Origin of the sequence: Litoribacter populi (genome assembly GCF_007483685.1) — a bacterium.
Classification (GTDB): domain Bacteria; phylum Bacteroidota; class Bacteroidia; order Cytophagales; family Cyclobacteriaceae; genus Litoribacter; species Litoribacter populi.
Genome location: NZ_VMKN01000002.1, coordinates 558,257 through 572,604, shown reverse-complemented (window position 1 = coordinate 572,604; position 14,348 = coordinate 558,257). Strand labels below are relative to the sequence as shown.

Here is a 14,348-nt window from a genome sequence, read left to right as displayed (position 1 = left end):
AAATTAATTTTTAAGCAACTGTACGCTGGCTAATAGCTTGATCTGGTCGCCTACTACTACGCTACCTGCTTCTGTGACAGGTGACCAGGTAAGACCGAATTCTTTTCTGCTGATCTTACCTTCTAACTCAAATCCAGCCTTAGTGTTTCCGTAAGGATCATCAGCAACTCCACCGAAATCCACGGCCAACTCTACCGGCTTGGTCACATCCTTGATAGTAAGGTCGCCTTTCAATACATTTCCAACCAATACACCATTGGTGAACTTCAATTCAGGGTATTTTTCTGCGTCAAAGAAATCCGCTGATTTCAAGTGGGCATCTCTATCGTCCTGATTGGTATTGATGCTGTCGATTTTGGCTGAAAACTCAATCTTGGAGTCCTTGAAGTCACCGTTAGGTGATTCTACTATTCCTTCGAATGACTTGAAATAACCAGTTACTGTAGAAATCACCAAGTGTTTCACTTTGAATGATACTTCTGAATGTGTAGGATCGATTGTCCATTTTGTAGTACTCATGTTGTTCGTTTGTTTATAGGTTTTTACAATAATTGTCTATACATGTAATTGGGTAAAAAATTTTACCCTCTTAGTTTGTCCAGTAATCCGTTAAGCTGCTCAAGCTCAATTTCGTTTAACTGAAGAATCTGACGGTTGAATTGATTCACTTGCTCCTCAAGTTCCTCCAGCATTTTCAAGCCATCCTCTGTAATAGTAATGTCCACTTGACGTCGATCAGTTGAGCATTCGCTTCTTCTGACCAGGTCCTTTTGCTTTAGCTTTTCCACCAGTCTAGATGCATTGGACATTTTGTTCAGCATTCTGTCCTGTATGGTTGATACGGTCACCGGCTCTGGGTGCATCCCTCTCAGGATTCTCAGCACATTGTATTGCTCAGGTGAAAGGCCATAAGGCTTGAAGAGCTTACCTTGATGCGACACGATATAGCTGTTGGTATAAAGCAGGTTTACCAGCGCCTTGTTATAAGGGTCTTTAAACTTTTTCTGCTTTATAGCTTCTTCTATTTTCATGTCTTTTCGGTGTATTTAATGTATATACATTTAATCCATGTGTAAAGTTTCATAATTTTTGATTTATTTCAAAATAATTTGATGAGGGACGACGGATGACGGATGACGGATGTCAGATGATGGATGTCGGATGTGGGGGGGGCACGTGATCTACATCCGACATCCGACACTATCACCAGTCGAGGCCGGGTTGTTTGATGGTGGAGTTTTCTTCTTTTTTCTTTTCCTCAACGATGGCTTTCACATCTTCCAGGAGCTTTTTGGCATCATAGACGATACCATCTTTGACGGTGTATTTTACACCACCTACTCTGATCGGCTCATTGTTTTCCCCGATGCGGATGGCGCCTGTTCCATAGAGAACTTTCAGGTTCTGAAGGGGATTTTCTTCCACGATGACGAAATCAGCGAGTTTGCCCACTTCCACCGTTCCGATCTTATCCTTCCAACCTAATGCTTCGGCTCCATGCATGGTAGCGGACCGGATAACTTCTAGAGGGTGAAAACCTGCCTCTCTAAGGAGTTCAAGTTCGCGTACATAGGCAAATCCGTATAGTTGATAGATAAAGCCGGAGTCCGACCCTGCGGTGACTCTACCGCCCCGGTTTTTGTAGTCATTGATAAAACTCATCCAGATGCGGTAGTTTTCTTTCCACTGTATTTCTTCCTCAGTACCCCAGTCGAACCAATAGCTTCCGTGGGATTCACGGCTCGGTTGGTAAAACTTCCAAAGTGAAGGTAGCGTATAGGTGTCATGCCACTCGGCCCTTCTGGTGCGCATCAGGTCCCGGTTGGCTTCGTAAATGTTGAAGGTGGGGTCCAAAGTGAAGTCTAGCTCCAAAAGCTCTTCCATGACCTGATTCCACTTGTCCGAACCTTGTTGGGCTGCCTGTTTCCAAAGCTTGCCCGCATCCGCAAAACGGTGCTGCTCATTTTGGTAGTTGAAGTCCAAGCGGTAATCTTGTATGGTGCGGTCAGTGAAAAGCGCTTCAGGTAAGCCATACCAGTGTTCCATGGTGGTAAGGCCAGCCCATGCCGAGTGAAGCACATTCCATCGGGCCACGTCCATTTGGGCATGGTGCATGGCTGACCGAAGACCTATGCGTTTGTTTTCTTCCATGGCGGCCTGCATTACTTCAGGTTTAGCCCCAAAGAACTTGATGCCGTCAGCACCTTTCTTTGCGTTTTCGTTTACCCAATCTTTCGCTTCCTGGGCATTGGAGATGGTCTTGCCTGCTCCCTGACCGAAACTTGTATAGGCAAAAATCCTGGGAGCAGTGATGGAATTGTCCGCAGACTTCTTTTTATGCTCCAGTACCCAGTCCAGACCGTTGCCTGCTGAAGGGTCGCGGATGGTGGTGATTCCGTGGGCCATCCAGAGCTTGAAGACGTATTCGGCTGGTGTGCCTTGGCCCCTGCCGCCAATGTGGCCGTGCATATCTACAAAGCCCGGAAGGAGATAATGCCCCTCTAAATCTAATACCTCATCATTTTCTCCAGCTTGTGGTCTTCTTTCATCCTTTATTTCCAATCCCGGGTAGCCGACAGTTCTGATTTCTTTGATGATGTTTTGCTCGACCACTATGTCTACTGGTCCGACTGGAGGTGCCCCGGTGCCATCTACCAAGGTGACACCTCTGATAATTAGGCGGTCATACGGACCATCGCCTTCAGCCCTGTCGGGTGAAGAAGTGACCTGTGCCTGAAGGGAGAAGGTTGCGAAGATTAAAAAGACTGAAAGTAATTGTTTTCTCATAGTTTTTTTGTTGAAGGGCTGAATTTAAGCTTTCTGAGGGGAGAAAGGAAACCGCTCGTGGGAAAAATAACAGCAGAGAGCGCGGAGGGCGCAGAGAATAATGAGTTTAGTAGATTAAAATATGAGAAAATTTAATATTGAAGAATCCCGTCCTGATCAAGATAAATTATCAGGTTGGGATAGATGTTTTTAAGCTTCCCGTAGGATGACCATGGGAGGTTGATTGTTGATTTTGCGACCGTTGAGCCAGCCCAGCACGATCGTGAGGAGGGTGATGCAGACGTACACGATCAGGGCTTCCTCATAGGCCCCGCGGAATGGCAACTGAAACACAAACCTGCTGAGAAGCCATGTGGCCAGGAAGGAGAGCATTATACCGCTTAGAGAGGCTAAACTCCCCAGAAAGAAATATTCCATCGTGTTGATCTTACCTACTACTTTACTACTTGCACCGATGGTTCTCAAAAGTACACTTTCCCTCATACGCTGATATTTGCTCAAGATAAGTGAGCTTATCAATACCAGAAACCCGGTGGCAATACTAAATAAGGCCATAAACTGGATCACAAAGCTGATTTTACCTAAGATGTTTTCCAAAGTTTCAGTGATGGTGCCCAAGTTTATCACGGAGATGTTGGGGAAAGCTCGCACCACTTCCGCCTGCAGGTTTGCGGACTCCCGATCCGAACCGGTTTTGGTGATGATCACGTGGAATTTGGGAGCGTTGTCCAATACATTTTCCGGAAAGAGCACCAGAAAGTTTGTTGATACTTGGTTGAATTTTACATTTCTAAGACTCCCTACATAAGTTTTGATAGGACGTCCCTGCACATTGAATACAACCTCATCACCTATATTGATGCCAGTCCGGCCTGCATAACCAGCATCAAAACTGACGAAAATGCTGTCTTGGGGAGAGGAAACCGTACGTAGCTTACCTTCTACCAGCCTTTCGGAATCTATAAGCGTATCCCGGTAAGTCACCCGGAATTCTCTGTTGTACAGAGATCGGGAAAGGCGCTCGTCTTCCAAGAGGTTTTCATTGTCTTTTTTGGATTTGCCGTTGATTTCAGAAAGGCGCATGGTCACAATGGGTACCTCCTGCATGATAGGATATCCTTTGTCTTCCACTTTTTGGCGTACTGCCTCCAACTGCTGAGTCTGGATGTCAAACATTAACATGTTTGGCTGGTCTTCCCGGTCAGCAAACTTTGCCTCTTCCAATAGCTGGTTTTGTACAAAAAACAACGTACTGATCATGGCGGTGCCTAATCCTACCGTAGCGATGAGGGAGATTGTTTGATTATTTGGACGATATAGGTTTGCCAAGGATTGTCGGATGGGATAACTCAAACTTAGGGGGAGGAATCGCTTGATTAGCCACATAATTCCTACACCAACCCCCCATAGAGCCGCAAAGGCAAAAAGCACAAATCCTGTGAATCCCAATGCCTCCTTCCATCCGCTTAATAGATAAAAGCTGAAGGAGAAAATGAAAAGGACTATCCCAAACATCACCAACCAGCGAAAAGGATCGGCGGAGAACTTGGTGTTTTCTCCATCATCCGGCCTCAAGGTCATCATTGGAGAAACTTTCCTGATTTTCAACAGGGGAAGCAACGCAAAGAGCAAAGCTATCAGAAGACCTGTTCCCAAACCGAAACCTACTGCTTTCCAGGATACCTCTGTTGATACTTCAACGGGTAGAAAATCACTGAATACATTTGGCAAAACCACCTGTAACATTGAGCCTAAGACCGCTCCCAAAATGGAACCGACTAGTCCCATCAACAAGATTTGGGTAAGGTAAATGATGAATGCTTGTCTAGAGGATACACCTAGACACCGAAGGACAGCTACTGAAGCAAGTTTTTCCTTTACAAATACATTCACGGCACTTGCCACACCAACCGAACCTAAAAGCAAAGCTATAAATGCAACTAAGCTCAAGAAACTGGAAAGATTGGCGAAAGACCTGCCTGTGCTGGCTTTTCGGGATTCCACAGTTTCCAGCCGGATGTTGTCCACCTCCCATCCTTCTTCGTAAGGCTTTAGAATTTCGTCAATGTTTTCTGCTTCCAGCTGATAGTAGTTGACATAATTGAGCCGGGAGCCTACCTGGATCAAGCCTGTTTCCTCGGCATATTCCATAGGGATGTAAACAGCCGGTGCCACTGTGGCGGTAATACCTGTTTGCCCCGGCACGCCTTCCAGCTCTCCCGCAATCCGGAATTTGACTTCACCCACTTGGATGCTGTCACCCACTTGGGCATCAAATTGTGCTAGTAGTATTTTTTCGACCAGAGCTTCCCTTCCTCCTGAGCGGAAAATAGAATCGGCCTCAAACGGAGTGGTTTCTAATTTGCCATAATAAGGGTATTGTCCCTCCAAGGCTCGGATTTGGGTAAGTCTACTTTCACCTGTCTCTGGGAAGATGACCATGGAGGCAAAATTTACCTCGCTGCTTTTTTGCTGGGCAATGCTGTCGAGTGGCTGGTCTTCAAGTGGCTGGTTGGTGCTGAGGACGGCGTCTGCCCCGAGCAACTCTTTGGCCTGCCCATCGATATCCTTGCTGAGGTTGTCGCCAAAGGTACTGATGCCTACCAGGGCTGCTATACCAATGACAATGGAGGAAATGAACAGGGCCAGTTTGGATTTGTTCTGTCTAAAATCCCTGTAGGCCATCAACAGCGTCCACTTGAAATTATACATATTGTTCCTCCTGGATTTTACCGCCCTTGATTTGAATAATCTTATTGGTTTTTTTAGCCAATTCATGATCGTGGGTTACCAAAATCAGGGTAGTGCCCTGCTGCTTGTTTAGGTCAAAAATCAGGTTTTCGATCATTTCTCCCGTTTCGGTATCCAGGTTTCCGGTAGGTTCATCCGCAAAAAGGATTTTGGGTTCATTGGCAAAAGCCCGCGCAATGGAAACCCGTTGCTGTTCCCCTCCAGAAAGCTGGGTGGGGTAGTGGGTAGCTCTGTCGGATAGGCCTACTTTATCCAGTAGTTCTAATGCCTTCTGTTTGGCGTCTTTTCTTTTCTTCAGCTCAAGGGGAACCATTACATTTTCCAAGGCTGTGAGTGTGGGCAAAAGTTGAAAGTTTTGGAAGATAAAACCTACATGCTGGTTTCTTACCTCGGCTCTCTGATCTTCGGAGAGGTTTTCCAGGGCATTGCCGTTGAGTACCACACTTCCCGAACTGGCAGAGTCCAGCCCAGCGCATAAGCCCAGTAGGGTAGTTTTACCGCTTCCGGAAGGGCCCACGATGGCGACGGTATCCCCTGCATCAATGGAAAAATTGACATTGTCAAGTACGGTAAGTTTACGGCTGCCGCTTTGATAGATTTTGCTGACCTGCTGTACGGAAAGTATGCTCATGGAAAAGTGTTTATTATTGGGATGTCTAGTGGTAAACGCAATTTTGCTTGTAATCGTTTGGTATAAAAATAATGGCTTAATTTTTATGGGGAAACAATTTAGCCTTATAATTGTAATGCAACCACTGCACACCCTAGATTCAAGATATAATGAATACGCTTAACCACCTGTACATACTCCTTATTTGTCTTTTCACCTTTTCTGGATGTGGTCCGAGAGATCAACCACAGCAAGAAGCAGAAACCACCGGATCGGTGGTAGAAAGGACGATCAAGGAGGAGAGGAAGACCATTCTATTCTTTGGCAACAGCCTCACAGCGGGGTATGGGATTGATGAAGAGGAGTCCTTTCCAGGTCTGATCCAAAACAAGATTGATAGTCTGGAATTGCCTTATAAAGTGATTAATGGTGGCTTGAGCGGCGAAACTTCCGCAAGTGGCATCAATAGGCTCGAATGGTTTTTGGAGGAAGAGCCATCCATTTTTGTATTGGAGCTTGGAGGAAATGATGGTTTGCGCGGTATAGCAGTAGAGGAAACCCAAAAAAACCTGGAGACCATGATTGAGATGGTGAGGAAAAAATATCCCGATACACGGATCCTTCTGGCCGGAATGCAGATCCCCCCAAATATGGGAAGAGAGTATGCCGCAAATTTTGAGCTGATGTACAAAGAGATTGCCGTTGAGAAAAACGTCAAACTTATTCCCTTCCTGCTGGAAGGGGTCGGTGGTGTCAGGCACCTCAACCTTCCCGATGGTATACATCCTACAGAAGAAGGCCACCGAATAGTGGCCGAAACGGTATGGGAATATTTGGAACCCATGATAAATTAAGCGGCTTAGGTCGCTTTTTTTTGCTTAGTAATGACTTTGTAAAACACTGATTATCAACTTATTCTGTTCTTTTTTCTTCCTGCGGTGGTTCCACAGATGTGGACATTGAGGATAATTTTACATTTGAAATTGTGATTGAGGATTCAATCCAGGTAGCATTGATGGGAAGTATAAACTCTTTGGATTTTAGAGGTGATAAAGGAATAGCTTATGACTATCAAAATCGACAAATAACACTTTTTGATACTGAGGGTGAAATTGTAATGGCCAAAGAGTTTGCATTAGAAGGTCCAGGATCTATAGGTCATGTGACAAATTTGAAGATTTTGGAAGACGGTAATATTTTAGTTTACCAATTCGGGAACAAAATGCCTTTGTTGAATGAAGCCTTGGAAGTACAAAGGTATTACGAGATGTCTTTTCCGGCAGAATTACGAGGTGCAGCTTATTTCCAACATATGTATGCGCAACATGAGGATGATGTTTACTTGTTTTTTCCCGGTAGAGATGGAGGGAATCCCTACCTAGATAATTTTTATAAAGATTATAAGCTGGTTGAGAAGTTGAATTTGAGCACAGGGAATTCGGAGTCTGTATTCAAGCTTGCCAGTGATAGCAAATATTTAACGGACCTGAAATTTGATTATCCTATGATGGCGCTTTCAGCTGGGGAAGGGGAAATTTATTTGGCTCTAGACACCGAGTCGCTTATCCATGTTTATAGCCCCGATGCAAAAGAGGAATCATTGATAACATTGGATTTTTCTCCCTCAAAATTCGTCCAGATGGAAGGTTCTAACGAGGAGTATGCAAGCTCGTACGGGAAGATGTTGAAAGGAGGGGTCAAAAACCTTTTTGCTATTCCAAATGGAGTGGTAGTTCATTATAGTGAGGGAATCGAAGGGGAGGTTTACAAAAGGGAAGCTTTGCATGATCGTGAAAATTGGCCTAAACTCCCCGATTTCGATAACAACATGTTGAAAGTATATCAGCAGGATAAAGGCTGGTCTAATGAAGTTCAGGTTCCTTGTCACATGAAGACCATCAGTGGGATAATGGATTTGAATGATTCTTTTTGGGCATTACGAAATGATGATTATATCGGTGAGGAGCAAGATTATCTAACTTTTTATCGGGTGAGATTAAAACAAAATAACAACTCCCCCAGCTTATAAAATGACATTTCATAGGCTGAGGGAATTGCTTTAAGTCATCCGACACCGGACATCGGACATCCGTCATCCATCAATACGAATACCTCACCACACTCCCTTTCTCCCCGTCGAGCTCCACTTCTGCATAGACACCTATTTCCTGCTGCAGTTCTTCTACGTGGGAGATGATGCCTACAATGCGGTTTTCGTGGCGGAGGGATTTGAGGGTTTCAAATACTACCCGTAGGGAATTTTTGTCCAGGGAACCGAAACCTTCATCTAGGAAGAAGAAACTCTGGTCAGCCCGGTTGAGAGATTTCACCTTCTCTGCAAGCGACAAGGCCAGGCAAAGTGAAGCCTGGAAGGTCTGCCCACCGGAAAGTGTTTTGAGCAACCTTCTTTTTCCTCCATTCAAATGATCCAGAACCCAGAAAGTATTATCGTTGTCGATCTCTAAGCTAAGGTTGTTCTTGGTTAGCTTCATGAAGCGGCGATTGGCTGTGTGGCTAAGTTCCTTGAGGTAGATGCTGCTGACATACTTCACGAAGCCGCTGCCTTTGAATAGTCCCTCCAATTCCCTCAGGTTGCTTTCCCTTTTCTCTACCACATCCAGAGATTTGTTCAGCACAGCTTTTTCTTCCAGTTTACGTTGGGTGGTCTCCATTTGATTCTGGGTAAGCGCTATTTCCTTCTTTAGCTGGTCAAATGCCTCCTTGGTCTGGGATAATCCGCTAGCAAGCAGTGCAAACTCTTCCTCCTTGAACCCGGTGATTTCCTTATTTTGCTCAAAAGCCTGCAGTCGATCCTTGGTAAGGTGCCACTGCCTTTCAAACTCATTGATTTGAGCCTCTAGCTTTTCCGTATCCAATTTCTGATCAAGAATAGCCTTAAGTTCTTCTTCCAGTTCAAAACCCATTTCAAGCATTTTACCTTTTAGGTTTTCCTTTTGTGAAACCTGCTTTTCCTCACAGTTTTGGAGCAATTCAGAAAACTGCTTCAGGTTTGCCAGGTTGGTGCTTTGTCGGCCGCGGGAATCAATAAGGGCATCTTTGTTCCGCTTGATTTTGACCTCCAGCTGATCGATGGCCTGCTGCACCTTGTCGATGGTAGTTTTAATCTGCTCATTGGTCTGAGCAAAGTATGGCTGGCAGAAATCCTTAAACTGCAGGTCATCTTTTTTGCTGTTGATGGCCGATAGTTGGGCGCTGTATTCATTTTGGGCCTTTTGCAGTTTTTCTTTATTGGAGGAAGAATCTTCCCTCAACTTGCTACAGTCCTGTCTCAATGCTTTCAGACTGCTTAAAAGCTTGCTTTGCTTTTCCGTGGTCTTGTTGGCTTCCAATAGGGCCTCTTGCACCTCGTGAACAGTTGAATATCCTTTTTCCGCCAGTTGGTGGTGAAGCTGCTTCTTTCGCTCTGACAAGCCTGCAAGCTGTTTTTCCTTTTCCGATATCTTTTCTCCAAGGTCTTGGAGTGAAAAAAGAATCCTGTCCATGGAAGAGCCTTTTTGCCTGACTTGCTCAAGGAAGGTTTTGGCTTCCTTGATTTGACTTTCGTTGGTGGATAATTCTAAATTGTCAAAATCAGCGGGCAATGGCATGGGATGGCTTTCGGAGCCACACAGGGGGCATGGTTGCCCATCATGCAGGTGGCCGGCATAAGCGGTAAGGCCCTGCTGTTGCAAGAGTTTTTCCCTCAATACTTCCTGGTGGCGGATTTGATTCTCTAGAGATTGAACCCAATCCTCCATGGTAGTCACACCTTCAGGCATTTCTTTCTGGATGACAATTACCTGTTCATTTACCTCCGCCTGTTGAAGCTTATTGTGACGGAGGTCCTTTTCCAGTTGGGTAAATTGCTTCGTTAGTTCCTCTACCTCCCACACCATGCTTTTCAGGTTGGCCAACTCGGTTGGGTCGGGAGCTTTCAGCTTGTCATAAAGACCCTCCTGCTCCTCAATTTGCTTGGTTAGATGAGCGATTTTTTCCTGACAATTTTGGATAGTGGGAGAAAGTTTCTCGATCAACGCCTGGTTGTTTTTTGAGGAAAATTGAAGGGCATTAATTTCCATGACCTTTTTCAAATCTCTGATTTTAGCTTCCCTTTCACCCTTCTTCTGATACTCCTTTTGAAGGTTGGCTTCAGTCTCCAAAAGTGTATTGACCTCCTTCTCAAAATCATCTTTCCACCGCTGGCAATCGGTCACGCTCACCTTGTATTTTTCCAAATCTATCCTTAATTCCTCGAGTTGAGTAAAAATAGGTTTGAAATGTAGGGTTGCTTTTTGGTACTGTTGGAGATTGGCTTTGGACCTTTCGATGTCTGAGGAACGCGTTTGTAGTTCGTTCCATTTTTTTTGTATCTCCTTATATTCCTGATGTTTATCTTTTAACTGCTTGGCATGGGAAAATTGTGCCTCCAATTTGTCAAGTTCACCGGCGCGCTCCTTCTCTTTTTCCTTTAGATTTTTAAGTAGGGTTGACTGTTCTTGAAGATTCTCTTTGGTATAATCCGCCAAAGTTTCCAGCTGGGTGTTGAGCTTCAGCTTTTGGGTATATACTTCCGAAAGCAAGGCCTTGGTCTGGGGAAAAAGTTCAAAGCGGGAAAGACCAAAGAGGTCCTTCATCATGGTGGCCCTGTCTTTTGGTCCAAGCTCAATAAAATCCCTGAACTTGCCTTGGGGAATGATAACCGTTTGGCGGAAATGATCCAGCTTCATGCCCAAGATATCCTCCCCTCTTTCCTCAAGGGGTTCCCAAGAGTCCTCGGTAGCTCGATAGAAAGTATGGGTCGCAGTCTTCACGTCCTCCCAGTTGTTTCGGTTTCTTTTGGCTATATACTGTGACTTGTAGCGGATAGCATTGTTTTTTCCAGCCAGGAACTCAAACTCGATGGAGATTTTTTCGCTTTGGAGGTTGACCATACTGGCTCTTTCTCCTACGGGGGAAAGACGTTCCGTTCGGCTGTAGAGGGCCAAAAGAATGGCCTCCAAGATGGAAGACTTACCACTTCCCACTGCCCCAAATATTCCAAAAAGACCCGCTGAGGTCAATTGGGTGAAATCTATACTTTGCTTTTCCTTGTAGGAGTAAAGGCCTTCAATGTCTAATCTTACTGGAATCATTCGCTTGATGTTTGGCTGGTAATTTCCCTAAAAAGGGTCAAAAGTTCTTCGTTTGGCTCCATACCTTTCTGGCTTTGGAAGTATTTGATGAAAAGTGTTTCCATATCCTCATTCAGGTCTTCTGCCTGAAGTTCCCCATTGGAGCTGCCAAAACCGGCTTTTAAATGAGGAATGAGATTGACGATTCCGTCATGGGCTTGCATGATGGCTTTGCGTGTTTGAGCGTCGATGGATTCTTCCGTGACGTAGGTTAGTTCCACAAAACAGTAAGGGTTTTCCTTCAACCACTCAAGAGTAGCTTGCAGATCTTCAAACCTTTTCCTGAAAAGCGGTCTCCCTTGCTTTAAGGTAATGGGCTGGTATTCGACATTGCTTCCAGGTTGGGCCTCAATTTTGACCACCCTTTTATCCTGATCTGCCTCGCTGAAGCTGTAGGCTAGGGGACTGCTGCTGTATACCACCGGAAAAGGTTCCTTTTGCACGGCATGGTAGCGGTGCAAATGTCCCAAAGCTGCATATTGGATCTGGTCAGGGATGTTTTTAGTATAAAGGGCCTGAGCTCCTCCAACATGGAGAATAGGGCGCTCACTTTCAGGTTCGGGTTCAGGTTTTTCACCTTCTCTGACAAAAAAGAAATGGCCCATGAAAAGGTTGACCCCATCTGTGTCGCAATGGCTGTCGGCCAGTTTTTGCCATTTCTCCTCTAGGACTTGACGAAGGGATTCTTCCTTGTCGCCGTCACCCAGAAAAGTTTTCAGCAATACCTCATTGGCGTAAGGCGCCATGATTACCCGCACAGGAAAAGCGATGTGCGGAAACCTGACCTCCATGAAACCTTCCTCGCTTTTGGTGATTTCTATGCCGTCCCCAACCGGACCTTGTCTCACCACAGAATCATGTTTGCTGTAAAAAACGATTCCCAGCTCCCTAGCCAGCGGATCAGGTGCCTCGACAAACTGGGTACTGTCATGGTTACCAGATATGGCAATGATCAGTCTTTTCCCATGGTTGGAGAGTCGCTTCAATGTTTTGTAGAGAAGTTCTACCGCTTCATGGTTGGGGTTGAAAGAATCGAAGATATCTCCGGCCAGCATGACCAGGTCGATTTTTTCTCTTTCTGCAATCTCACAGATTTCTTCCAAAACGAGTTTTTGTTCCTCAATTCGGGGAAATTCCTGGAGCTTTTTCCCCAGATGCCAGTCGGCGGTATGTAGTATTTTCAGCATGGTAAGCGTCAAAGTAAAATGCGTGAAATCAAGGTTTGCGATTAAATTTAAGCCCTTAATTTGGGACTGGCAATGGGTCGGACGAAAGTTGTCACCAAATGGCACAAATATTGACCATCGCAGCCCTATGAAAAAGTTTCTTTTCATAGGCTTTATAATTTTCCTCTTTAAGTTCAACGTAGCTGAGGCCAGTGTTCTTGCGGAGGAAGACTCTTTATTGGTGATCCAAAAGGGAGTGGCGAGCTTTTATGGAAAGAAATTTCACCAACGCAAGACGGCCAGTGGGGAGATATTCGACATGCAGGAACTCACAGCTGCGCACAAACACCTGCCCTTTGGCACTCGCCTGAAAGTCACCAACAGCAAAAACGGCAAACAGGTGATAGTAAAAATCAACGACAGGCTTCCCCAAAACTCCAAAAGAGTAATAGACCTTTCCCGAGAAGCTGCAAATCAATTGGGCATGATCAACGATGGTATTGTACCAGTGAGGATCGCAGTTATGACCCGTCAAAAGATAGAGGAACTACAAGATTATTACGATAACGTTCCTAAAGATATCCGCTTGAGAACCCCTCTTCAATCGGTGAGCTACAATAAAAATACCGAACTATTTTTCCAGTCGGCTCAATAAAAGCCAATTATTTTCCCCCAACTTGTTTGAAATTATTTAAATCTTTAGTTAATTAGACCCCCGGTGTTTAATTGACTGAATATGAACAAAAGTTTTGGACTTGCCTCAATACTGCTGACATCCTTAATGTTTTTTGCCTGTGAGCAGGAGGATGATTCCCAAAAGGAACAGCCACTCGATTCCTTCCGACAGGAGGTTTCCGCCACTCAAGTGCGGGTAGCCCAATCCGAAAAGCGCACATTTGACTACCTTATTAATGCCTCAGGAAAAGTGGAGGCTGAAAATCAATTGAAAGTAGTAGTGGAAAGAAACGGTTACCTGACTGAGCTTTTGGTCAAGGAAGGGGAAACCGTGTCCCAAGGTCAGATCATCGCAAGGTTGGACAATTCTGATTCTAAATTCAAACTCGAGAAAGCCCTTATCCAAAAAAGGGTGGCCGAGGCGGATTTCGATGACCGTAAAATGGGTTTTGGAAAAATCCTTTCAGGTCAGGACACCTCTGTAAATGTTGATGAATTTACCGATAAGCTGAGAGCTAACTCCGGCATTCTAGCCGCTGAACTGGAAGTGAGGGAGGCGGAACTGGAACTGGAAAAGTCGGTTATCAAGGCTCCTATTTCCGGTAAAATTGCAGACTTGGCTATAAAGAAAGGTACCTTGGTCAATAGCGGGGATGAGCTCTGTGAGTTGATCAGTGCTGACCAGTTGACCTTAAAAGTAAAGGTTTTGGAAGCTGATATCGGATTTGTAAGTGCAAACCAAAAAGTGGAAGTATATCCCGTTTCCGGCAAGGATACCCAGATCAGCGGGACAGTCAAAAGCATCAATCCCAAAGTAGATGAAAACGGCTTGGTCCAAGTCTCCATAGCTTTAGCCCCCAATAGCAAACTTCTCCCCGGAATGAACGCCAGGGCAGTGATCCGTGCCCCGCAAAATAACAGTATCGTAGTACCAAAAGACGCATTGGTTTACCGCTCCGGTCGCCCAGTGGTATTTACACTTGAAAATGGAAGCAAAGAATCCAAGTGGAATTACGTGGAAGTGGGCAAGGACAATGGTAGAGAGGTGGAGATCCTCAAAGGCATCGATCCGAATATGACGGTGATCACGACGAATAACTTGCAGCTGGCCCATCAGGCGCCGGTGATGATAGTGGAGGAATGAGAGGTGAAAAGTAAGAAGTGAGAAGTGAAAAGTCAAAGGTGAAA

At 45.2% G+C, this 14,348-nt stretch carries 11 protein-coding genes; 4 read left to right on the top strand and 7 right to left on the bottom strand.

What is annotated here, in order from left to right; translation table 11 throughout:
* Window positions 1-3 precede the first annotated feature (3 nt).
* The 5 genes from FPL27_RS18200 to FPL27_RS18180 all read right to left on the bottom strand — a co-directional run bounded on the left by FPL27_RS18200 (window position 4) and on the right by FPL27_RS18180 (window position 6,169).
* Entirely contained in the window at window positions 4-519 is a 516-nt protein-coding gene (locus tag FPL27_RS18200; RefSeq protein ID WP_143962652.1) for a YceI family protein, read from the bottom strand.
* Between the two features lie 62 nt (window positions 520-581).
* Window positions 582-1,031 (bottom strand): MarR family winged helix-turn-helix transcriptional regulator, encoded by a 450-nt coding sequence (locus FPL27_RS18195; protein ID WP_143962651.1) that lies wholly within the window; start codon window positions 1,029-1,031, stop codon window positions 582-584.
* 172 nt (window positions 1,032-1,203) lie between these two features.
* A complete protein-coding gene (locus FPL27_RS18190; RefSeq protein ID WP_143962650.1) occupies window positions 1,204-2,787 on the bottom strand; it encodes an amidohydrolase family protein in 1,584 nt (527 codons plus the stop codon).
* Between the two features lie 189 nt (window positions 2,788-2,976).
* A complete protein-coding gene (locus tag FPL27_RS18185; protein WP_143962649.1) occupies window positions 2,977-5,499 on the bottom strand; it encodes an ABC transporter permease in 2,523 nt (840 codons plus the stop codon).
* Window positions 5,492-6,169, bottom strand: a complete 678-nt coding sequence (locus FPL27_RS18180) for an ABC transporter ATP-binding protein (RefSeq protein ID WP_143962648.1) — start codon at window positions 6,167-6,169, stop codon at window positions 5,492-5,494. Before FPL27_RS18180 ends, FPL27_RS18185 begins: the two co-directional genes overlap by 8 nt.
* A gap of 149 nt (window positions 6,170-6,318) precedes the next feature.
* On the opposite strand from FPL27_RS18180, the gene FPL27_RS18175 reads away from it, so the two are divergent.
* Entirely contained in the window at window positions 6,319-7,002 is a 684-nt protein-coding gene (locus tag FPL27_RS18175) for an arylesterase (protein WP_143962647.1), read from the top strand.
* Window positions 7,003-7,133: 131 nt separating this feature from the next.
* Window positions 7,134-8,177 carry a hypothetical protein gene (locus FPL27_RS18170; protein ID WP_143962646.1) on the top strand — a complete coding sequence of 348 codons (1,044 nt, stop codon included), beginning with the start codon at window positions 7,134-7,136 and terminating at the stop codon, window positions 8,175-8,177.
* 70 nt (window positions 8,178-8,247) lie between these two features.
* Here the strand turns inward: FPL27_RS18170 and FPL27_RS18165 are convergent, their stop codons facing one another.
* Together FPL27_RS18165 and FPL27_RS18160 are read right to left on the bottom strand one after the other, a co-directional pair.
* On the bottom strand, window positions 8,248-11,280 hold the full coding sequence (locus FPL27_RS18165) for an AAA family ATPase (RefSeq protein WP_143962645.1): 3,033 nt from the start codon (window positions 11,278-11,280) through the stop codon (window positions 8,248-8,250).
* A complete protein-coding gene (locus tag FPL27_RS18160) occupies window positions 11,277-12,506 on the bottom strand; it encodes a metallophosphoesterase family protein (protein ID WP_185974421.1) in 1,230 nt (409 codons plus the stop codon). Before FPL27_RS18160 ends, FPL27_RS18165 begins: the two co-directional genes overlap by 4 nt.
* Before the next feature lie 127 nt (window positions 12,507-12,633).
* Between FPL27_RS18160 and FPL27_RS18155 the strand changes: the two genes are divergently transcribed.
* Both FPL27_RS18155 and FPL27_RS18150 read left to right on the top strand, forming a co-directional pair.
* The gene (locus tag FPL27_RS18155; protein ID WP_143962644.1) at window positions 12,634-13,140 is read left to right on the top strand and encodes a septal ring lytic transglycosylase RlpA family protein; all 507 of its coding nucleotides are present in this window, start codon (window positions 12,634-12,636) and stop codon (window positions 13,138-13,140) included.
* Between the two features lie 81 nt (window positions 13,141-13,221).
* Window positions 13,222-14,304, top strand: coding sequence for an efflux RND transporter periplasmic adaptor subunit (locus tag FPL27_RS18150; protein ID WP_143962643.1), 1,083 nt, complete (start codon window positions 13,222-13,224; stop codon window positions 14,302-14,304).
* Window positions 14,305-14,348: the final 44 nt, after the last annotated feature.